This is a genomic window from Bradyrhizobium sp. YR681 (assembly GCF_000282615.1).
In the GTDB taxonomy this organism is placed as follows: domain Bacteria; phylum Pseudomonadota; class Alphaproteobacteria; order Rhizobiales; family Xanthobacteraceae; genus Bradyrhizobium.
The window spans coordinates 35,414-54,559 of record NZ_AKIY01000200.1; the positions used below are offsets into that span (position 1 = coordinate 35,414).

The window sequence follows — 19,146 nt, forward strand, 5'->3', positions numbered from 1 at the left end:
CCCAAATGTGCCTTCACACCATTATACATGCCGCCCGTCAGCCACGCTCGTCGATCTGACGGGACAGGATGGCGGAAAATTCATCAGCGAAGCCTTCGAGCCGCTGGGCCTGCCGGTTCACCTCGGAGGTGAACTTATTGTAGAAGATAGTGGCAGGAATGGCGGCGATAAGGCCGACCGCGGTCGCAAACAGCGCCTCCGCGATACCGGGGGCCACCACCGCCAGAGAGGTATTTTTCGACGCCGCGATCGACTGGAAGCTCGACATGATGCCCCAGACCGTGCCGAACAGGCCGACGAAGGGGCCGGCGGAGCCGACGGTGGCGAGCACCAGCAGGCGGCGTTCCAGCCGCTCGACCTCGCGGGCGATCGAGACGTTCATGACCTTGTCGATGCGCATCTGAAGGCCCGCGACCGAGCGGGCCTGGTTCTCGAAGGAGCGCTTCCACTCGCGCATCGCCGCGACGAAACAGGCCGCCATCGAATGCGTCGGCTTGGCCGAGAGGGTGCGGTAGAGTTCCTCGATCGACTCGCCGGACCAGAATGCCTGCTCGAAACGGTCCATCGAGCGGCGGGTGCGGGAAAACAGGAAGATCTTGTCGATGGCGATCGCCCAGACCCAGACCGAGCAGGCGAGAAGCCCCAGCATCACCGCCTTCACGATCCAGTGAGCCTGCCAGAACAGCGCAATCAGCGACACGTCCGCGGAAGCGGCAACCGGAAGGGCGGATTGAGCCATTTCGGCCGGATTCATCAGCAGTATCCTCTCGAGGCGATCGTTACGTCATGTCCCGGCAGCAAATGGTCGCCGGTTCCCCAACAGCCGCGCAAACCGGCGCGGCCGGCAAGCCCGCTCAAAGCCTGGTCTTTCTGGGGTGCAGGGCTCGTCCAAAGCCGGTCGCCTGCATTCCCTGCCAAGATGTCAAAACTATGGGCCTTGACCGCAGCTTTGGGCGCGATTGTCCGTCATTACCAGAGCCCGCCGATGGTTAATGCGAGGTTACCAGAGGCGAATTTGGCTGCGGGAAAGGTAGGCAGCGCAGGGGGATGGCCGTTTTGCCGCGGCAAGCGCGGTCATCGAGGTTCGAAGGAGCGAGCCGCTGGCAGCTTGGGGGGAGAGCCCGCCGGTTTCCTTCCGACCCGTCGTCCTCAGGTGACGGATGACAGATGATTTCGCCTCCCCTCACCACTTCTCCTTCGAGGTCCGCACGTCGAGTTCGAACGACCAGGCCCGTTCGGGCTGGCGGTAGAGGAAGGTAAAGGCATCGACGATGCCCTCGATGTCGATCAGGCTGTCCTCGCGGCCGGCGGCGTCCGGAAAGCGCGAAAAGATCTTGTCGCCGGCGATCGCGCCATCGACCACGACGTGGCCGACATGGATGCCGTCGCTCGCATATTCCTTGGCCATCGCCTGCGCCAGCGTGCGCAGGCCGGCCTTCGACGCGTTGAAGGCGCCGTAGCCGGAGCGTCCGCGCAGCGAGGCGCTGGCGCCGGTGAAGAGCAGCGTGCCGGCGCGCTTCGGCACCATGCGGCGCACCGCCTCGCGCCCGAACAGGAAGCCGCCGAAGCACACCACGCGCCAAGCGTTCTCGAAATAATCGGCGTCCATCTCGATGATCCTGCCGGGCGTGTTGTTGCCGGCGTTGTAGATGGCAAGGTCGAGGTTTTCGCCGGCGGCGTCGAACAGCGCGACGATGTCGCCTTCCTTCGTCGCGTCGGCGGCGAAGGGCACGGCGATGCCGCCCGCTTTCGTGATGTCATCGGCAACGGCCTGCAGCGCGGACAGCGTCCGGCCCGCGACGATCACTTTCAGCCCGTCGGCCGCAAAGCGCTTGCACAGCCGGGCCCCGAGCCCGCGGTCCGGGCCGACGCCGATCACGATTGCCGTCTTCATCTGCAATTCTCCTGGGAATCGATCGATCGCTTCAGGCCGCCGAGGCCGGCGCGGGACAGTTGGTGAGGCGCGCGGGATTGCCGACGGCGGTGCAGCCGGCGGGCACATCCGATGTCACGACGGTGCCGGCGCCGATCCTGGCAAAATCGCCGATGCTGATGTCGCCGAGGATGGTTGCGCCCGCGCCGATATAAACGCCTCGGCCGATGCGCGGCGAGCGCGCCGGCAGCTCACCGCGGCGACCGATGCTGACGTTCTGGAGGATCGTGACCTCGTCGCCGATCGCGACATTCGCACCGATCACGATGCCCGTGGCATGGTCGAGATAGACGGATGAGCCGATCTTCGCGGCGGGATGAATGCTGACTTGCAGGACGTTCGACGCCTCGTTCTGAAACAGCAGCGCCGCATCGCGATGGCCATGATGCCAGAGCCGGTTGGAGACGCGCCAGGCTTGCAGCGCGACATAGCCCTTGAAGTGAAGCAGCGGCGCGAGCAGGCTGGTGATGGCGGGATCACTGCGCACGATCGCCTGCAAATCGCAGGCAGCGGCCTCGATCAACTCCGGCGAGCGGCGAAAGGCGTCGCGGGCAAAGGACGCGAAACGCGTTTGCTCCGCCGCATTGTTGCCGAGCCTGCGCCCGATCAGACCGGCAAGGGCGGCAGCAAGATTGTCGTGGTCGAGAATGGCGCCGGCGAGCGATTGGCCGAAGACGGGATCGGATGCGGCCGCGCGCTGCGCCTCATCGAATATCTTGCGCCAGAGACCGTCGTTTGCCGAGGTTGCAGCCGTCATCGTCGCCGCCTCCGGGATTTGCGCTCAGGTTTCGAATATAGGCCCTGGGCAGGACGCGCGCCACGCCGCCCCAGCGGCATACTTGAGCAGCCTACTTGGCTACCCCCTTGGCTACCCCTTGGCAAACATGCCGCACCTTCCCCGTGAGGCTACGAGCTTGCACGCCAGGCAGCCGCGACCATATATTCGGCTGAGTTTTCGGCCGATGCTGCTTCGGCCGAGGATGTACAGGCAAAGCATCCGAGCCCCCGCGGTGGTCCGCCATCCGCGGTTTTTTTGTCCCCGGCGCCCCTGTGCTGCCGACGCGAATCGTCCCCTCACCCAAGGTCACGCCTAGACATGTCGCCCAACGCGCCCGCCGACGACCACCACGACGACGTCATGTACCCCTCCGCAATCCCGTTCGTGCTGGTCCATCTCGGCTGCTTTGCGGCGATCTGGTCGGGCGTCACCTGGCAGGCCGTCGCGATCTGCGCTTCACTCTACGTCGTGCGCATGTTTGCGATCGGGGCCGGCTATCACCGCTATTTCTCGCACAAGGCCTTTGCCACCGGCCGGGTGTTTCAGTTCATCCTGGCCTGTCTCGCGCAGAGCACCGCGCAGAAGAGCGTGTTGTGGTGGGCGGCCAAGCACCGGCACCATCATCTGCATTCCGACACCGAGCTGGACGTGCATTCGCCGCGTCAGCGCGGCTTCCTGTACAGCCATCTCGGCTGGATCTTCTACCGCGAGCACGACGGGACCGACCTCGTGAAGGTCGGCGATCTCACCGTCTATCCGGAACTCATGTGGCTGCATCGGCTCGAGCTGCTGCCGGCCTTCGTGCTCGCAGGGCTCTGCTTCCTGGTTGCGGGGTGGTCGGGTCTGGTGGTCGGCTTCCTGTGGAGCACGGTGCTGGTCTATCACGCGACCTTCTGCATCAACTCGCTTGCCCATGTGCACGGACGCAAGCGCTACGTGACGGGCGACGATTCCCGCAACAACTGGCTGCTGGCGTTGTTCACGATGGGCGAGGGCTGGCACAACAATCACCACGCCTACCAGAGCAGCGTGCGGCAAGGCTTTCGCTGGTGGGAAATCGACGTGACCTTTTACGTCCTGACGATCCTGTCCTGGTTCGGCATCGTCTGGAACATGAAAGCGCCGCCCGAACTGGTGCTGCGCAACGAGCAGCCGCTCGGATCGCGGGTCATCAATCGCGCAGCCCGCCAGCTTGCCGGACGGTTCGATGCTCATGCTCTCGCGGACGCGATCTCCTCCGCGCTGCGCCGCGCCGATCTGGCCCAGTTGCAGCTGCCGACGCTGCACGACATCCTCGATCGCGCCCATGAAGGCGTCGACGCGCTGACGCATCTGCAACTGCCGAGGATTCCGACCCGCGAGGAGTTCCTTGCCGAGGCCAGGGCGATGTTCGCGCGGACGCGATCGCTCAACGAGATCGTGGACCACGCCTACGAGCAGTTCCTGACGTCGGTGCGCGCGCAGCTCGTGACGGTGCGCTGAACAGAGGCGCGCTGGACTTTCCGGCCATGCTGCTTGCGCAGGCTGAGCGCATAGAGCCAGCCGCCGGCCGCGACGAGGACGGGAAGCCCATAGAGCGCGAAATCGCGGATCAGCATCATGGCGAAAGGTCCGCTGTCGCGAACGTGATGGCTCGCCGGAGCGCGAACGCGGCAAGCTGATAGAGGGCGAGGCTGAGAAGGACCTTCCAGGCGTTGCCGACCACGAGCTCCGGATAGAATTTGATCTCGGTCGGCCATCCGTTCAGGAACGCGATCGCGAGCGGCACGGAGGCGCCATGCCGGTCGAACAGTGCCGAGGCACGCGCGAGCAGCGCGATGTGCCGGTTGATCTGCCCGTGCTCGGCTTTCGTCATGGCCCGTACCCGTCGACACACGCGGAAAACGCGCGTTCACGGCTTAGTCGAGGCTCGCGCGGATCGGGTTCTAGGGGCTTGCGGAGATCCCCAAAAAACCAAACCGCCCGCCTGCGGGTTGCGCAAGCGGGCGGCTCGGGGCCATCAGGACTTTGGGGGCATGTGCCTGAAGGCTTTGAGATGTGTCCGGATCAGCCGTTCAGGATCAGCTCTGGGGCTGGTCGGTCGGCGGCGGGGTCGGACGCGTCTTGTGCTGGGCCATGAACTGGTCGAACTCTTCCTTGTCCTTGGCGTGGCGCAGACGATCGAGGAAGTTCTTGAACTCGACCTGCTCCTCCTCGAGCCGCTGCAGCGTCTCGGTGCGGTATTCGTCGAAGGCGCGGTTGCCGCTCGAGGGCGGGCCGAAGCCGAAGCCGAAACCGCGGCGCTCCATGCGGCCGCGCATGCGGTCCATCTTGTACTGCATCCGCTCCATCTTGTTCTGCCAGCGATCCTGGTGGCTCCAGCAACCCATTTTTCTGCTCCCGAGTGTGAAAAAGAGAAGGGCAAGTCCGATCGGCCACCAGATGATGAAGCCGAGGATGGTCACGGCGATCCAGCCGGGATGCCAGGGCGTGTCCAGCATGTGGGGGCGCTCGTAGCGTTCATCCGAGGAACCGCGCCATCGATTGACATCAGCGGTGTAGGCCATTTCCATCTCCGTCACGGCACCAGCGCCGTTGTGAATGTAAATAACATTCACATAGCTAGATCATCCCGCGATTTTGTCAAGCCGGCCGCCTGACAGGGTCGCCGAATTATTTGCGCAATTTTATTTCGGCTTGCCCCAAGGACCGCCCGGAGCGCCACCGGGCGGCACGCCTGAAGCGGAGGATGCCTCCGGTGGCACCGGCGGCGGCTCCGCACTCTTCGGCGCGGGACGGCGGTCGGTCGGGAAGCCGAGCCCGCGCAGATAGATCAGCACCTCGGCCTCCAGCAGCTCGTCCGGCGACATCGGCAGTTTTCGCCGCGCGGCATCGCCTCGGGAAAACAGCGAGGCCACACCATGCGCCATCGACCAGATGTGCAGCGCCATCATCATCGCCGGCGGACGCGGCGTACCGGGCGGCGCGAGTGCCGCCAGCCGCTCGGCGGCCGCGCGAATGATGTTGAAAGCACGCTCGCTGGCGGCCTGGAGCGCCGGATTGGCATCGACCGGCAGGCCCGATTCGAACATCGCATTGTAGAAGGCGGGCTCCTCGCGCGCGAAGGCGAGATAGGCCTTGCCGACCCGCTCGAACGCGGTGACCGTATCGGGCCGGCCATCGTCCCATGCCGCGGTCAGGCGCGCCTCGAACTGCTCGAAGCCGCGCTGGGCGATCGAGGACAAGAGCTCGTCCCGATCGCGAAAATGGCGGTAAGGCGCCGCGGCGCTGACGCCGGCCATGCGCGCGGCATCGGCAAAGGTGAAGCCGGCGGCGCCCTTCTCGGCGATCAGCCCGAGGGCCGCCTGCAACAGGGCTTCCTTCAGATTGCCGTGGTGATAGCCGCGCTCGGCGCGGCGCTGCTCCTTGCGCCAGCTCATGTGAACGAGCTTTACATGAGCCGGGCGTGAAGGTCACTAGCCGGAATGGAGCGTGATTAACCCGTAGCTCCACGGTCCTGCCGGGCCGATGCCTCGGCATCGGGCCCGGAAACGATCGCTTCGCAGGTTAAAGCTGCGGAATCGGCAGCACGGGCATGACCTCGATCGCCTCGCCCGGGAAGATCGCAAAATGCGGGTGGTTCTCGAACAGTTTGGCGGCTTCCTCCTGCGAGGCCGCCCGCACCACCGTAAAGCCGGTCAGCGCATTGCTGATCTCGGCGATGCCGCTTCCGTCGATCCTGCGGGTCTTGCCGAGCGGACCGCCCATCTCGACGATGACGGCCTTGTGCTTCTCGACCCAGCCGTGCCAAGCGGCCATGCCCTCCCGCTCCCTGGCCTTGCGTTCGGCCTCGGGCATCGCATGCCAGGCCTTCATCTTTTCGCCGCTCATGCTGCCGAGATAGACGGCGAGGAATTTATGTTCGGTGCTCATGGTTCTCTCCCTTGTTGATCGCGATTGACGACGGCCGCGACGTCGTCGCGGCCGAGGTGGTTACTTCCTGAGGGCGTCGAAGCCGGCAGCTGCCGCCTGCACGTCAGGTGGAAAGTCGGCCATTTCCTGCACCTGCCGGATCTCGATCACCTCGTTGGCCGAGGCCGGACACTTCTTCGCCCAGCCGATCGCCTCTGCACGCGAGGCAACCTCGATCATCCAGTAGCCGCCGAGGACTTCCTTGGCTTCAGCGAAGGGACCGTCGGTCACGACAGGCGCGCCGGTCGCGAACGAGACGCGCGCGCCCGTCGACGGCGGATGCAGGCCGTCGAGCGTGATCAGGACACCGGCATCTTTCAGCGCCTCGTTGTAACGCATCATCGCCGCGACACGCTCGGGATCGAGTTGGACGTCCGCCGGCGCGCTCTCGTAGCCGAGCGGGATCATCAGCATCATGAATCGCATGGAACCTCCCTGTTTGGCTCCTCATTCCGGGCTCGCGCTCCGGGACCACAGCGAACGCGCAGGCCGAACCGGCCCGGGCTGCTCCCCTTCAAGACGAACGAGGTTTTGACGAACCGACAAGGTGACAAAAACTTTTCAGGTGGCTGTTGCGCCGCACCGGGCAAACAATCCTGCGAATGCGCTTCCGTACAAATACGGCCCGCCAGAGAACGGCGCCGTGCATATGGATCGAGAAAGCCTGCCCGCTGAACAACATGGCCGGCGCACGTGGAAATACGGAATCCATGCAGAATATTGCAAGGGTTTACAGTTGCTCAACAACAGCATGCAACTTTCCAATCCCCGACAGAGCGATCTGGCAATCGGGCCGATTCGTTTCCCGGGCATTGCGGAGCTTACGTGTTTAATTTTCAGAGCAGGAAAGTCAGGCACGCAGTCGCGGAAGTCGAAGCGCTCGATCGGTCGCAGGCCGTGATCGAATTCGGTCTCGACGGCACCATTCTCGACGCCAACGAGAACCTTCTCAAGATGAGCGGCTACACGCTCGCCGAGATCAAGGGCAAGCATCACAGCATCTTCGTCAGCCCGGCCGAGCGCGAGAGCGCACGCTACCGCGATTTCTGGGCCAGCCTGAACCGCGGCGAATTCCAGACCACGCAATACCGGCGCTACGGCAAGAACGGCAAGGAACTCTGGGTCCACGCCTCCTACGCGCCGCTGCTCGACGAGAACGGCCGAGTGGTGAGCTTCATCAAATTCGCCACCGACATCACGGCCTACAAGATGAGGAGCATGGAGGAAGCGGGCAAGCTCGCCGCGATCAGCCGCGCACAGGCCGTGATCGAGTTCAACATGGACGGCACCATCGTCACCGCCAACGAGAACTTCCTGAACGCGATGGGCTATTCGCTGGACGAGATCCAGGGCAAGCACCACAGCATGTTCGTGACGCCGGAGGATCGCGCAAGCTCCGCCTATGCCGATTTCTGGGCGCGGCTGAACCGCGGCCAATTCGAGGCGGCCGAATACAAGCGGATCGGCAAGGGCGGCAAGGAAATCTGGATCCTGGCGACCTACAACCCGATCCTCGACGAAATGGGCCGGCCGTTCAAGGTGGTGAAGTTCGCCACCGACGTCACCGCACAGAAGATGAAGGCGGCCGACAATGACGGCCAGCTCGCCGCGATCCAGAAGTCGCAGGCGGTGATCGAGTTCAACATGGACGGCACGATCCGCACCGCCAACCAGAACTTCCTCAGCGCGATGGGTTACTCCCTGGCCGAGATCAAGGGCCAGCATCACTCCATGTTCGTCGAGCCGAACGAGAAGAACTCGCCCGCCTACCGGCAGTTCTGGGAGACGCTTGGCCGCGGCGAATACCAGGCCGCCGAGTACAAGCGCATCGCCAAGGGCGGCCGCGAGATCTGGATCCAGGCGTCCTACAATCCGATCCTCGACCTCAACGGCAAGCCGTACAAGGTGGTGAAATACGCCACCGACATCACCGCGCAGGCGATCGGCCGCAAGAAGGCCGACAATGCGCGCGGGCTGATCGAGGCGGTCGCCGCCGGCAGCGAGCAGATGAGCGCCTCGATCCGCGAGATCTCCGAGACCATGGCAAAGTCGCGCGAGAACTCCAAGGTCGCGACCTCGAGGGTCGAGGCCGCCGACGGCCAGGCCCAGAAGCTGAACGCGGCCGCGCAGGCCATGAGCGGCATCGTCGAGATGATCGCCGGCATCACCAGCCAGATCAATCTGCTCGCGCTCAACGCCACGATCGAATCGGCGCGCGCGGGCGAAGCCGGCCGCGGCTTCGCCGTGGTCGCCTCCGAGGTGAAGAACCTCGCCAACCAGGCCAAGCAGGCCACCGACACGATCACCTCCGAGATCGACGCGCTGAACACCATCTCGGGCGACGTCGCGAGCTCGTTGACCGCGATCAAGGCCGCGATCGCCGGCGTCAACGAGTTCATCGCCTCCACCGCGGCCGCGGTCGAGGAGCAGAGCATCGTGACCTCGGACATGTCGGCCAACATGCAGCGTGCCTCGGCGGAGCTGTCATAGGCAGCTTCCATCGCCGCCTCGCCCGCCCCGTCGGCGACGCATCGAAGATCGGCGCGGCCCGCATGCGCATGGAATGACGTGCACGGTCGCCAATTGTTCATTGCTGTGCCTGCCAATCGAAAAATGGTTGCACAATCAATGCGTGTATGGCCTATTACCCGACGGGGATGAGGAAACAGCGAGGCTGTCGCCAGCCGTTCGCAGTTTGCCGTCGATTTGGGGCCGAGACAGTTCTTATGAGATCGAAGATCGGGGCGGTGCCCCTTTTGCTTGTCGGATTTTTGTTGGCGAGTTGCGCGAGCCCACGCGGCCTCGATGAACCGCCGACGCAGCTTCCGCCATTGAAGCCGGGTCTTGGCCGCGTCTATTTCGTCCGGCCGGGCGAATTTGCGGGTTCGGCCGTTCAGCCCGAGATTCGGATGAACAATGAAGTCGTCGGCAGATCCACGCCCGGCGGGTTCTCCTATGTCGACCGCCCACCGGGGAAATACACCGTGACGACCGCAACCGAGGTCGAAAACGCGGTGACGTTCCAGCTGGCGGCCGGCGAGACCAAGTACATCAAGACCGCAGTGTCAGCCGGCATCCTCGTTGGCCACGTCACGCCGACGCTGGAATTCCCCGAGCAGGGACAATCCGACATCAACCGCCTCCGATACGTCGGCAAGCCCTGATCGCTTGCGCGGGGGCCGCTAAACTGTCATGTCGCTGTCCCGAGCAAAGGACAGCGTCATGACCTCCTCCCCCGCCAAAGTCGCCCTGGTCACCGGAGCCGCGCGCGGCATCGGGCTTGCGACCGCGAAGAAATTCCTCGGTGAAGGCTGGCGCGTGGCACTGCTCGACATCGAGGGCGAGTTGCTCGGCCGGGCGGTCGCCGAGATCGGCCAAAGCGAGGCGACGCTGGCGCTCACCTGCGATGTCTCGGACGCGACCGCGGTCGGCGACGCGATGACGGCGGTCGCGCGGCGGTTCGGCCGGCTGGATGCGCTCGTCAACAATGCCGGCATCGCCGTGTTCGCGCCGCTGATGGAGACGTCGGATGCCGACTGGCGCCGCGTGCTCGAGGTCAACCTCACCGGCCCGTTCCTCTGCACCAGGGCGGCGGTGCCCTTGATGCGCGACAGCGATGGCGGCGCCATCGTCAACATCACCTCGATCTCGGCGGTGCGCGCCTCGACGCTGCGCTCGGCCTACGGCACCAGCAAAGCGGGCCTTGCGCATCTGACCAAGCAGCTCGCGGTCGAGCTCGCCTCGCTCAACATCCGCGTCAATGCGGTCGCGCCGGGGCCGGTCGACACCGCGATGGCCAAGCAGGTCCACACCAGGGAAATCCGCGCCGACTATCACGACGCCATTCCGCTCAACCGTTACGGCCTGGAAGAGGAACTTGCGGAGGCGATCTATTTCCTGTGCTCAGGCAATGCGAGCTACATCACCGGCCAAATTTTGGCCGTCGATGGCGGCTTCGATGCGGCAGGCATCGGTTTGCCGACGCTGCGCGGGCAAAGGCGGAACGGGTAGGCACAGTCGCAGGGGGGGCGAAGGCGCTCTTGCGCCGTGCCCACCATCCTCTCCGGATTTGCGGTGCCAAGGGTGGGCACGCTACGCTTTGCCCAGCCGACGACGTCGAATGTGCGGAGAGTTCATGCAAAGCGTTGCCCTCAAAGCCCTGATGCTTGCATCCGCCCTGCTCGCCTCCGCACCGGCACGAGCCGAGATCCGCATCATCCAGTCGCCGGGCGGACAGGTCGGCCCGTTTCTCGAGCTATTCGAGAAGGTGCGCGAGAGCGGCGAGCGCGTGGTGATCGACGGTCCCTGCCTGTCCGCCTGCACGCTGGTGCTGAGCATCGTGCCGGGCGAGCGCATTTGCGTGACGAAACGCGCCGTGCTCGGCTTCCATGCGGCGCGTTCGGTCGACCGGCGCGGGCGCTTCTATGCCGAGCCGGAAGCCTCCGAAGCGGTGCTTGCCGCCTATCCCGGTCCGGTGCGCGACTGGATCAGCCGCCGCGGCGGCCTCACCTCGAGGTTGCTGCTGTTGAAGGGGCGCGACCTCGCCGCGATCTATCCGCGCTGCCGGTGAGGACAAGGCGGCCGCCAGCGTGTGAGCGGATTGAATCCGCCGCTGTCCGACGATTAGGCAATTTGGTGGAATTCCGCCTTTGCGGCTGCTGAATCCGCTCAACCGCTTCGCAATGGCTGCACAATTTACGCGGTTTTCCAGCTTTTCCCGGAGGTCTATGATGGTGCTGGCCAGACTGAGGCCGCGGCGGCGTCATAATCTCAGCAGTGGTCACAGACTAGGATGATTGCACTTTTTCAAGATGACTCATTTTTAAACGGCTCGCATCCCATGCAGCCCATGGATTTTCGCTACCGCCTGTCGGACCAGGGACGGATCGTTCTTGGCCGACTGAGTTCCGAAGAAACCGTCGAGTTCGAATTGCTGTCGCGGCGCGACCGCGAGGGCCTGATGGACCTGTCGTCCGAGCTGCGGCTGCTCGAGCTCTATGTGAAATATGCCGGCCTGGGCGTAGAGGCTCCGCTCGCGCCGTCCGGGTCGGCCCACGACATCGACCCGCCGTGGCGGCACCGACCGCCGCACGCGCGGACATCGCGGCCGCGCAACTACATCCTTTCGATGATCGTGATCGCAAGCGTCAGCTTCACGCTCATCGCATTGCTCGTGAGCTAGCGGGCCGGCACGCTGCAAAATTCGCCGGTCGCGCGCGTCGTCGGTTCTAGAAGAACCGCTGGATCATCTGCGTCAATTCCATGCTCGCGCAGATGAGCATACCCCAAAGTGCAAAGTTGATCTGTAGCGCCGCTGCCATCGGTCGCTCCCCTTCCAAGTCACGCCCATCCCAGTTTGTAGAATTTATGAACGAATGATTAGCGATTCTGACCCGCCGTTCACAGCCTAATATTGCGCCAGTTGTTGTGCGATGCGGTCCTCGTCATTTCACGAAGCGGCCCCACTGCGCGCGCAATGTAACGCGAGAGTGCGTTTCCATATTCGGCCATGCCGGCCACGTCGTTTCCCTTAAGTTCCATTTAACCGGCGCGATGCAAGGCTTCCCACGCGGAGTTTGCGTGTTGCGTACCGCACCAAGGGTTCGGCATGATGCGACACGGCTTCGTCTTGCTCACTTTTTGCGCAGCACTCATGGGATGCGCGGCTGCACCGGCGCAGGAGCGTCGTCCAATCGCATGGGACGGCCTTGGCCAGAATCCGAACCGGCCTGTTGTCACAAAGCGGCGTGTGACGAATCCCGCCCCCGGGCAAACCGATCCCAACCAGGAACGGGAAAGAGTGCTCGGCACCCTGCGCCCCTACTCCGATGCGTGGTGGGCGGTCCATGACGAGATCGAGGCGGAGAATGACAGGCAGCTCGGCACGAAGCTCGTGATCTGCCCGCGTTGCGTCCAACCGTCCCCGCCCGGCGAGGACGTCACCGGATCGATCCGGTGAAAGAGTCTCGGGACATAACAGTCCCCGGCACGTCCCTCTCCCGCGGCCATTGAGAGAGAGGCGCCGCGTGGCGTCAGGCCATCGCCCCCGTCACATTCCCTCCGCCGGGCAGTTCACCATCCAGGGAATGCCGAACCTGTCGACGCACATGCCGAAGCCCTTGGCCCAAAAGGTCTTGCTGAAGGGCATGGTGACCGCGCCACCATCGGCGAGCGCGTTGAACTTTCGCTCGCCCTCGGCGGGGTCCGCGACTGTGAGCGAAATCGAGAAGCCCTGCGGCTTGTTGAAGTGCTCCGGCGGCACGTCGGAGGCCATCAGCACGCTGCCGCCGGGCAGCGACATCCGCGCATGCATGATCGTCTTCTCGCGGCCGGACGGGCCGGGGGGCATGTCCGATGGTGGCGCGTCGGAGACGCGCATCAGGGCGTCGATCCTGCCGCCGAGAACCTCGGCGTAATAGTTGAACGCCGCTTCGCAGGTGTCCTGATAGAACAGATAGGGATTGAGCATCGTTTCTCTCCTTTTGCTTTGCGTGGGACGCTGTCCGGATCGCGCGGCCTGTTACTTCTCGGTGAGCTTCTTCAGGCTGGCGAGGCCGGCCTCGAAGTCCTTGCCGATCATGCTGTCCATGTTGATGAAGACCTGCATCAACTTGGACATGAAGGGGGCCGGACCATACATCGCCCATGTGACCAGCGTGGCATCGCCTTGCGGCACAAAGCTGAACTCGGCGGTGTTGTGGCCTTCGAAAGGACGCTCGAAATCGAGCTTGATGCGCAGCTTCGACGGCGAATTCGCCTCGAGAATCTCCATGTGGCCGGCGCCGACATTGTTGTTGCCATCCCAGGCATAGGTCGCGCCCTTGCCTGACGCGGTTCCACCGAAGCTGCGCTTCATGGCGGGGTCGCGGTTCTCGTAGGGCGACCACGTCGTCCAGAGATGAAAATCGGCGACCAGCGGATAGATCGCTCCGGCCGGCGCCTTCAGCGCGAGCGAGCGTTCGACGCGGAACGTGTCGGGCTTGGTCAGGGCAAAGACGAGGACGCCCGCAAGTCCGATCGCGAGCACAGTGGCGATGATGGCAACGGCTTTCAGCATGAATGGCTCCCTGGATACGGGCTAAGGACGAAGGGGCGTAGCCAGGGCCGACATGGCGCGACGAATTTTTCCGTCGTGGAAACCGTCCGCCCTACTTCGCCTTCGCGCCCTGCCTGGCGCCGCCATTGGTCCCCTTCGGCTGGCTGTCCCGGATCAGCCGATCCAGATGCATGCGGATGTGCGCGGCTTCGGCCGAGGTGTTGGCGAGCGCGATGGCGCGGTCGAAGGCGGTGCGGGCTTCGTCGTTGCGGCCGAGCTGCATCAGGAAGGCGCCGCGCACGCCGTAGAAATGGAAGTAGTTGGCGAGCTTCGGTGCCAGCGGCTCGATCAGGTCGAGCGCGGCCTGCGGCCCGCGGACCTTGGAGACCGCGACAGCGCGGTTGAGCGTCACCACCGGCGAGGGCTGCATCAGTTCGAGCGCGCCGTAGAGCAGATCGATCTGGGTCCAGTCGGTCTCCTCGGGCGTCGACGCGCGCGCATGCAGCGCGGCGATCGCGGCCTGGATCTGGTAGGGACCACTGCGGCGGTGGCGCATCGCCTTGTCGATCAGGGCCAGGCCTTCCGCGATCATGGTGCCGTTCCACAGCGTGCGGTCCTGGTCGTCCAGCAGGATCAGCGAGCCGTCCGCGGCGAAGCGCGCGGCGCTGCGGGCATGTTGCAACAGGATCAGCGCCGTAAGGCCCATGATCTCCGGCTCGCTCTGGAACAGCCGCAGCAGCAACCGCGCCAGCCGGATCGCCTCCTCACAGAGCGGCTTGCGAAGCTCGGCGGTGTCGCCGCTCGCCGAATAGCCCTCGTTGAAGATCAGGTAGATCATCGCCGCGACGCCGGCGAGCCGCTCGGAGCGCTCGATCGCGCCGGGCGTCTCGAACGGCGTCCCGGCCTCCGCGACCTTCGCCTTGGCGCGGGTGATGCGCTGCTCCATCGCGGCGTCCGAGACCAGGAAAGCGCGCGCGATCTGCTTCACGGTCAAGCCGGAGACGATGCGCAACGCCAGCGCGATCTGCTGCGTCGCAGGCAGTTGCGGATGGCAGCAGATGAACATCAGCCGCAGGATGTCGTCGCGATAATGCGAGCCGTCGAGCCGCTCGGCGAGCGCGCCTTCGGCATCGTCGAGATCGGAGATCGCCTGGTCGTCCTCCGGCAGCGGCGCCTGCTTGCGGGCGCGGCGCACCTCGTCGATCGCGACGTTGCGGCCGACCATGATCAGCCAGGCCGCAGGATCGCGCGGCGGGCCGTTCTGCGGCCAGGTCTTGAGCGCGCGCAGGCAGGCGTTCTGAAACGCCTCCTCGGCGGTATCGAGATCGCGGAAATAGCGCAGCAGCGCGCCCACCGCCTGGGGTCGCGCCGAGGTCAGCGCGGTCTCGATCCAGGCGGTATCGGCTTCGCTCACGTCAGATTCCTCCGGGCCTGAACACGCCGACAGGGCGCACCTCGTAGGCGCCGCCGGGATTGGCCGCACCGAGGTCGCGCGCGACGTCGAGCGCTTCGTCGAGGTTCTTGCAATCCACGATATAGAAGCCGAGCAGCTGCTCCTTGGTCTCCGCATAGGGACCGTCGAGCACCAGCGGCGGGTCCTCCTTGCGCAACGTCGCCGCCGCGGTGGTCGGCAGCAGCCGCGCCACGGGACCGAGCCGGCCCTGGCTCGCGAGCTTCTCCTGCACCACGGCGAGCTTCTTCATCACAGCTTCGTCCTGGTCCTTGCTCCAGGAGCCGACGAAGTCCTCGTCATGATAGCAAAGGATCGCATAAAGCATGGGCAGTACCTTCCCTGACCTCTTGTTTTGAAGACGATCCAATATGCCCGGTCCCGACAGGGCTGCGGAAAGAATTTGCAAGAAAAATCCGGCAGATCGTGCCAAGGAGGGCCCTCAAAAGCGGAACCCGACGAGGCACTTCGAATGACCAAAGGTACACTGGCCGTCCTGATCAACAGCACCCAGCAGAACTGGCTGCCGGAGCGCTGGAAGGCCCGGTTCGAGTCGGTCTGCGGAGGCCGCCGCGTGGTGCTGCTGCCCAACTCCGGGCTCGATCCGGCCGAGGTGCACTATGCCGCGGTGTGGAAGCCGGTGCCGGGCGATCTCGGCGCCTTCCCCAATCTGCGCGCCATCTTCAATCTCGGCGCGGGCGTCGATGCCCTGATGGCGGACAAGAGCCTGCCCGACGTGCCGCTGGTCCGCGTCGCCGTGCCCGACCTCACCAACCGCATGACCGAATATGTCGTTCTGCACGTGCTGATGCACCACCGCCAGGAGCTGTATCTGCGTGACTCGCAGCGCGTGAAGCGCTGGGAGCCGAAATATCAATGGCCGGCGAGCGCCGTCACCGTCGGCGTCATGGGTCTCGGCACGCTCGGTGCTGATGCGGCCGACGTGCTGCGCCGGCTCAGCTTCCGAGTCACCGGCTGGAGCCGCAGCCCGCGCACGATCGAGGGCGTCGAATGCTTCCACGGCACCGCCGGAATGGACGCGTTCCTGCGCACGACCGACATCCTCGTCAGCCTGTTGCCGCTGACGCCCGATACTCACGGCATCCTCAACCGCGACGTCTTCACGAAGCTCAACCGCAAGGGGCCGTTCGGCGCGCCCGTGTTGATCAATGCCGGCCGCGGCGGCTTGCAGAACGAAGCCGATATCCTCGCCTGCCTCGACGACGGCACACTGGGCGCCGCCTCGCTCGACGTGTTCGTGCAGGAGCCGCAGCCGAAGGACAGCCGGTTCTGGACCCACCCCAAGGTGCTGCTGACCCCGCACAACGCCGCCGACACCGACGCGGACGCGATCTCGGCCTATGTCGCCGAGCAGATCGCAAAGTTCGAGGCGGGCGGCGCACTGGAGAACGTGGTGGACCGGGTGCGGGGCTATTAGCCAGCCCGTCCGAAGGATGCGATCCGGCCTAGATGGTCGGACGCATCGGACCTTGCGCAAGCGCCAGAAGCGCCGCGGCGAGCGCGACCGCGGCCTTGTCGGGCCGCGCCTTCTCGTAGATCGCGAATTCGAGGTCCGGAAGCGGCGGCAGTCCTTCGACGGCGCCGAGAACACGCAAGCCCGACGTGATCGCGCTCAGGGGAAGCGGCGTGATGGCAAGGCCCGCGACGGCGGCCGCGCGCACGCCGGTCAGGCTCGGGCTGGTATAGACGATCTCCCAGGCGAGCTCGCTGTCGCGCAGCGCCGACAGCGCCGCATCGCGCGAGACCGAGCGCTCGCGATACAGCGCCAATGGCAGGGACACGCCCGGCACGAGGTCGAACGTTTCGGCCGCGGCCCAGACCAGCGGCTCGCGCCACACCAGCCGCCCCTTCGACGTTCCGAGCGGACGCTTGGCGAAGACCAGATCGAGGCGTCCCGCACCGAGCTGCTCGATCAGCTCCGCGCTGACGCCGATCTGCACCTCGAGCTTGACGCGCGGATGGAGCGCGGCAAAGCGACCGAGCGCGGGCGGCAGCGAGCCGCCGGCCACTTCCTCGACGACGCCGAGACGAACCGTTCCGGACAGGCGCGGCGCGCTCAGTCGTTCGCGCGCGGCCTCTTCGAGCTGAAGCAGACGGCGGGCGTCGCCGAGCAGCATCTCTCCTTCGTCCGTCAGTGCGACACTTCGCGTCGTGCGCCGGAACAGCGGCCGTCGCGTCTCCGCCTCCAGCCGCTTGATCTGCTGGCTGATCGTGGACTGGGTCAGGTTGAGCCGCTCGGCCGCGCGGTGGAAGCCGCCATAGTCCGCCACCGCGACGAAGGCCCGCAACAGTTCGAAGTCGAGCACGGCATTGATCCGATTGTATGATCAATGATATTATACAATATCGTTTCTATAATCAATGATGGCACCCTACGTTCGCTCCAGCCCAACAGCAAGCGAACGAGGTTCATCATGCCAGGTTCATCACAACGTCAGGCCGATCGCGCCGCGCGGCTGATGCGCGCCCGAAGCGTCTGCGGCATCAGCGGAAAGATCTGCCCGGCCGAGCACGCGACGCAATTGCTCGAAACGGTCATCGCGTCCGGCGACCGCGTCGCGCTCGAAGGCGACAACCAGAAGCAGGCGGATTTTCTCGCCGCCGCGCTTGCCCGGATGGATCCGGCACGCGTTCACGATCTGCACATGGTGCAGTCGGTCCTGGCACTGCCCGAGCATCTTGCCGTGTTCGAGCGCGGCATCGCCAACCGTCTGGATTTCTCCTTCGCCGGTCCGCAGGGCCGCCGCCTCGCCGAGCTCGTCGCCGCGAAGGCGCTCAGGATCGGCGCGATCCACACCTATCTCGAGCTCTACGCCCGCATGCTGGTCGATCTCACGCCGCATGTCGCGCTGGTCGTCGCCGACAAGGCCGACCGCGACGGCAATCTCTACACCGGTCCGAACACGGAGGACACGCCGACCATCGTCGAGGCCACGGCATTCCGCGGCGGCATCGTCGTGGTCCAGGTCAACGAGATCGTCGATCGGCTGCCGAGGGTCGATATCCCCGGCGACTGGGTCGACGTCGTGGTGCCCGGCCCGAAGCCGTATCAGATCGATCCGCTGTTCACGCGCGATCCCGCCAAGATCAGGGACGAGAACGTCCTGATGGCGATGATGGCGATCGCCGCGATCTACGAGCCGTTTCAGGTGGCGCGCCTCAACCACGGCATCGGCTACGCGACCGCGGCCATCGAGCTGATCCTGCCGACCTTCGCCGCGCAGCGTGGGTTGAAGGGCAAGGTCGCGCGGAATTTCGTGCTCAACCCGCACCCGACATTGATTCCCGCCATCGCGGCCGGCTTCGTCGACAGCGTCTATTGCTTCGGCTCGGAGCTCGGGATGGAGCGCTATGTCGCCGGGCAGGCCGATCTGTTTCCGGTCGGTGCCGACGGCAATCTGCGCTCGAACCGCGCGCTGGCGCAGATCGCCGGGCAATATGCCTGCGATCTCTTCATCGGCGGCACGCTGCAGATCGACGCGCAGGGCAACAGCTCGACGGCCACCCGCGACCGGATCACCGGCTTCGGCGGTGCGCCGAACATGGGCGCGGATGCGCGCGGCCGGCGCCACGACACGCCGACCTGGCTGCTCGCGGGCCAGGAGGCGGGCGAGACCCTGCGCGGCCGCAAGCTGGTGGTGCAGATGGTGCAGACGCGGCAGCCGAACGGCGCACCGAGCTTCGTCGAGCGCCTCGACGCATTCGACCTTGCGGTCTCCGCCGGCTTCGCGCTGCCCCCGGTGATGGTCCATGGCGACGACGTCAGCCACGTCGTCACGGAGCAGGGCGTCTGCAATCTGCTGCGCTGCCGCTCGGCGGAGGAGCGCGAAACCGCGCTTCGCGCCATTGCCGGCGACACCGATTTTGGCCGGCGGCAATCGCCTGCGATCACCGAGAGCCTGCGCCGGCGCGACATCGTGATGCTGCCGTCCGACCTCGGCATCGACCCGGCGACGGCGACCCGCGACTGGCTCCCC

23 protein-coding genes are annotated in these 19,146 nt (G+C 65.2%); 9 read left to right on the top strand and 14 right to left on the bottom strand.

From position 1 onward, the window contains the following. Positions 1-37 precede the first annotated feature (37 nt). The 3 genes from tolQ to PMI42_RS18695 all read right to left on the bottom strand — a co-directional run bounded on the left by tolQ (position 38) and on the right by PMI42_RS18695 (position 2,690). Complete coding sequence (tolQ, locus tag PMI42_RS18685; protein ID WP_008136899.1) at positions 38-754, bottom strand: protein TolQ; 717 nt, start codon at positions 752-754, stop codon at positions 38-40. A 429-nt stretch (positions 755-1,183) separates the two neighbouring features. Then, positions 1,184-1,894 (bottom strand): SDR family NAD(P)-dependent oxidoreductase, encoded by a 711-nt coding sequence (locus PMI42_RS18690; protein ID WP_008136900.1) that lies wholly within the window; start codon positions 1,892-1,894, stop codon positions 1,184-1,186. 31 nt (positions 1,895-1,925) lie between these two features. Beyond that, complete coding sequence (locus PMI42_RS18695; protein ID WP_008136902.1) at positions 1,926-2,690, bottom strand: serine acetyltransferase domain-containing protein; 765 nt, start codon at positions 2,688-2,690, stop codon at positions 1,926-1,928. Positions 2,691-3,029: 339 nt separating this feature from the next. Here PMI42_RS18695 and PMI42_RS18700 point away from each other — a divergent pair, with 339 nt between their 5' ends. Further along, positions 3,030-4,193 (top strand): acyl-CoA desaturase, encoded by a 1,164-nt coding sequence (locus tag PMI42_RS18700; RefSeq protein WP_008136904.1) that lies wholly within the window; start codon positions 3,030-3,032, stop codon positions 4,191-4,193. Here the strand turns inward: PMI42_RS18700 and PMI42_RS39250 are convergent. From PMI42_RS39250 to PMI42_RS18725, 6 genes are all read right to left on the bottom strand, one after another. After that, a complete protein-coding gene (locus PMI42_RS39250) occupies positions 4,142-4,312 on the bottom strand; it encodes a hypothetical protein (RefSeq protein ID WP_008136907.1) in 171 nt (56 codons plus the stop codon). The genes PMI42_RS18700 and PMI42_RS39250 overlap by 52 nt on opposite strands. Continuing rightward, complete coding sequence (locus PMI42_RS18705; RefSeq protein WP_008136909.1) at positions 4,309-4,566, bottom strand: hypothetical protein; 258 nt, start codon at positions 4,564-4,566, stop codon at positions 4,309-4,311. The genes PMI42_RS39250 and PMI42_RS18705 overlap by 4 nt, the downstream gene beginning before the upstream one ends. A 205-nt stretch (positions 4,567-4,771) precedes the next feature. Continuing rightward, positions 4,772-5,257: a DUF2852 domain-containing protein gene (locus tag PMI42_RS18710; RefSeq protein WP_008136912.1), complete on the bottom strand. Its 486-nt coding sequence runs from the start codon at positions 5,255-5,257 to the stop codon at positions 4,772-4,774. 120 nt (positions 5,258-5,377) lie between these two features. After that, on the bottom strand, positions 5,378-6,130 hold the full coding sequence (locus PMI42_RS18715) for a TetR/AcrR family transcriptional regulator (protein WP_008136914.1): 753 nt from the start codon (positions 6,128-6,130) through the stop codon (positions 5,378-5,380). A gap of 127 nt (positions 6,131-6,257) precedes the next feature. Continuing rightward, positions 6,258-6,623: a YciI family protein gene (locus PMI42_RS18720; protein ID WP_008136916.1), complete on the bottom strand. Its 366-nt coding sequence runs from the start codon at positions 6,621-6,623 to the stop codon at positions 6,258-6,260. Positions 6,624-6,683: 60 nt separating this feature from the next. Further along, complete coding sequence (locus tag PMI42_RS18725; protein ID WP_008136917.1) at positions 6,684-7,088, bottom strand: YciI family protein; 405 nt, start codon at positions 7,086-7,088, stop codon at positions 6,684-6,686. Between the two features lie 399 nt (positions 7,089-7,487). Here PMI42_RS18725 and PMI42_RS18730 point away from each other — a divergent pair, with 399 nt between their 5' ends. The 6 genes from PMI42_RS18730 (at position 7,488) to PMI42_RS18755 (ending at position 12,621) form a co-directional block, all read left to right on the top strand. Then, complete coding sequence (locus PMI42_RS18730; protein ID WP_008136918.1) at positions 7,488-9,152, top strand: methyl-accepting chemotaxis protein; 1,665 nt, start codon at positions 7,488-7,490, stop codon at positions 9,150-9,152. A 236-nt stretch (positions 9,153-9,388) separates the two neighbouring features. Next, positions 9,389-9,826, top strand: a complete 438-nt coding sequence (locus PMI42_RS18735; protein ID WP_008136919.1) for a DUF2846 domain-containing protein — start codon at positions 9,389-9,391, stop codon at positions 9,824-9,826. A 58-nt stretch (positions 9,827-9,884) separates the two neighbouring features. Continuing rightward, the gene (locus PMI42_RS18740; RefSeq protein WP_008136920.1) at positions 9,885-10,673 is read left to right on the top strand and encodes an SDR family NAD(P)-dependent oxidoreductase; all 789 of its coding nucleotides are present in this window, start codon (positions 9,885-9,887) and stop codon (positions 10,671-10,673) included. 124 nt (positions 10,674-10,797) lie between these two features. Then, a complete protein-coding gene (locus tag PMI42_RS18745) occupies positions 10,798-11,232 on the top strand; it encodes a hypothetical protein (RefSeq protein WP_008136921.1) in 435 nt (144 codons plus the stop codon). Positions 11,233-11,454: 222 nt separating this feature from the next. Further along, positions 11,455-11,844 (top strand): hypothetical protein, encoded by a 390-nt coding sequence (locus tag PMI42_RS18750; RefSeq protein ID WP_240535262.1) that lies wholly within the window; start codon positions 11,455-11,457, stop codon positions 11,842-11,844. 426 nt (positions 11,845-12,270) lie between these two features. Then, positions 12,271-12,621, top strand: a complete 351-nt coding sequence (locus PMI42_RS18755; RefSeq protein ID WP_008136927.1) for a hypothetical protein — start codon at positions 12,271-12,273, stop codon at positions 12,619-12,621. 90 nt (positions 12,622-12,711) lie between these two features. On the opposite strand, the gene PMI42_RS18760 is transcribed toward PMI42_RS18755, so the two are convergent. From PMI42_RS18760 to PMI42_RS18775, 4 genes are all read right to left on the bottom strand, one after another. Then, positions 12,712-13,131: a VOC family protein gene (locus PMI42_RS18760; protein ID WP_008136930.1), complete on the bottom strand. Its 420-nt coding sequence runs from the start codon at positions 13,129-13,131 to the stop codon at positions 12,712-12,714. 51 nt (positions 13,132-13,182) lie between these two features. Continuing rightward, positions 13,183-13,719, bottom strand: coding sequence for a K(+)-transporting ATPase subunit F (kdpF, locus tag PMI42_RS18765; RefSeq protein WP_008136932.1), 537 nt, complete (start codon positions 13,717-13,719; stop codon positions 13,183-13,185). A 91-nt stretch (positions 13,720-13,810) separates the two neighbouring features. After that, the gene (locus tag PMI42_RS18770) at positions 13,811-15,112 is read right to left on the bottom strand and encodes an RNA polymerase sigma factor (RefSeq protein WP_008136933.1); all 1,302 of its coding nucleotides are present in this window, start codon (positions 15,110-15,112) and stop codon (positions 13,811-13,813) included. Position 15,113: 1 nt separating this feature from the next. Further along, entirely contained in the window at positions 15,114-15,476 is a 363-nt protein-coding gene (locus PMI42_RS18775; RefSeq protein WP_008136935.1) for a YciI family protein, read from the bottom strand. A 144-nt stretch (positions 15,477-15,620) separates the two neighbouring features. Here PMI42_RS18775 and PMI42_RS18780 point away from each other — a divergent pair, with 144 nt between their 5' ends. Then, a complete protein-coding gene (locus PMI42_RS18780) occupies positions 15,621-16,586 on the top strand; it encodes a 2-hydroxyacid dehydrogenase (protein ID WP_008136937.1) in 966 nt (321 codons plus the stop codon). 28 nt (positions 16,587-16,614) lie between these two features. On the opposite strand, the gene PMI42_RS18785 is transcribed toward PMI42_RS18780, so the two are convergent. Continuing rightward, positions 16,615-17,475 (bottom strand): LysR substrate-binding domain-containing protein, encoded by an 861-nt coding sequence (locus tag PMI42_RS18785; RefSeq protein WP_008136939.1) that lies wholly within the window; start codon positions 17,473-17,475, stop codon positions 16,615-16,617. Positions 17,476-17,583: 108 nt separating this feature from the next. Between PMI42_RS18785 and PMI42_RS18790 the strand changes: the two genes are divergently transcribed. Next, positions 17,584-19,146, top strand: a 1,563-nt coding sequence (locus PMI42_RS18790) for a malonate decarboxylase subunit alpha (protein ID WP_008136940.1), incomplete at its 3' end; no start/stop codon positions are given.

Excerpts from the sequence above, each read along its gene's own strand:
- PMI42_RS18705 (WP_008136909.1), bottom strand. The coding sequence starts at position 4,566 with ATGACGAAAGCCGAGCACGGGCAGATCAACCGGCACATCGCGCTGCTC.
- PMI42_RS18720 (WP_008136916.1), bottom strand. The coding sequence starts at position 6,623 with ATGAGCACCGAACATAAATTCCTCGCCGTCTATCTCGGCAGCATGAGC.
- PMI42_RS18700 (WP_008136904.1), top strand. The coding sequence starts at position 3,030 with ATGTCGCCCAACGCGCCCGCCGACGACCACCACGACGACGTCATGTAC.
- PMI42_RS18690 (WP_008136900.1), bottom strand. The coding sequence starts at position 1,894 with ATGAAGACGGCAATCGTGATCGGCGTCGGCCCGGACCGCGGGCTCGGG.
- PMI42_RS18755 (WP_008136927.1), top strand. The coding sequence starts at position 12,271 with ATGATGCGACACGGCTTCGTCTTGCTCACTTTTTGCGCAGCACTCATG.
- kdpF (WP_008136932.1), bottom strand. The coding sequence starts at position 13,719 with ATGCTGAAAGCCGTTGCCATCATCGCCACTGTGCTCGCGATCGGACTT.
- PMI42_RS18740 (WP_008136920.1), top strand. The coding sequence starts at position 9,885 with ATGACCTCCTCCCCCGCCAAAGTCGCCCTGGTCACCGGAGCCGCGCGC.
- PMI42_RS18725 (WP_008136917.1), bottom strand. The coding sequence starts at position 7,088 with ATGCGATTCATGATGCTGATGATCCCGCTCGGCTACGAGAGCGCGCCG.
- tolQ (WP_008136899.1), bottom strand. The coding sequence starts at position 754 with ATGAATCCGGCCGAAATGGCTCAATCCGCCCTTCCGGTTGCCGCTTCC.
- PMI42_RS18750 (WP_240535262.1), top strand. The coding sequence starts at position 11,455 with ATGATTGCACTTTTTCAAGATGACTCATTTTTAAACGGCTCGCATCCC.
- PMI42_RS18695 (WP_008136902.1), bottom strand. The coding sequence starts at position 2,690 with ATGACGGCTGCAACCTCGGCAAACGACGGTCTCTGGCGCAAGATATTC.
- PMI42_RS18780 (WP_008136937.1), top strand. The coding sequence starts at position 15,621 with ATGACCAAAGGTACACTGGCCGTCCTGATCAACAGCACCCAGCAGAAC.
- PMI42_RS39250 (WP_008136907.1), bottom strand. The coding sequence starts at position 4,312 with ATGATGCTGATCCGCGATTTCGCGCTCTATGGGCTTCCCGTCCTCGTC.
- PMI42_RS18735 (WP_008136919.1), top strand. The coding sequence starts at position 9,389 with ATGAGATCGAAGATCGGGGCGGTGCCCCTTTTGCTTGTCGGATTTTTG.
- PMI42_RS18745 (WP_008136921.1), top strand. The coding sequence starts at position 10,798 with ATGCAAAGCGTTGCCCTCAAAGCCCTGATGCTTGCATCCGCCCTGCTC.
- PMI42_RS18710 (WP_008136912.1), bottom strand. The coding sequence starts at position 5,257 with ATGGCCTACACCGCTGATGTCAATCGATGGCGCGGTTCCTCGGATGAA.
- PMI42_RS18715 (WP_008136914.1), bottom strand. The coding sequence starts at position 6,130 with ATGAGCTGGCGCAAGGAGCAGCGCCGCGCCGAGCGCGGCTATCACCAC.
- PMI42_RS18775 (WP_008136935.1), bottom strand. The coding sequence starts at position 15,476 with ATGCTTTATGCGATCCTTTGCTATCATGACGAGGACTTCGTCGGCTCC.
- PMI42_RS18760 (WP_008136930.1), bottom strand. The coding sequence starts at position 13,131 with ATGCTCAATCCCTATCTGTTCTATCAGGACACCTGCGAAGCGGCGTTC.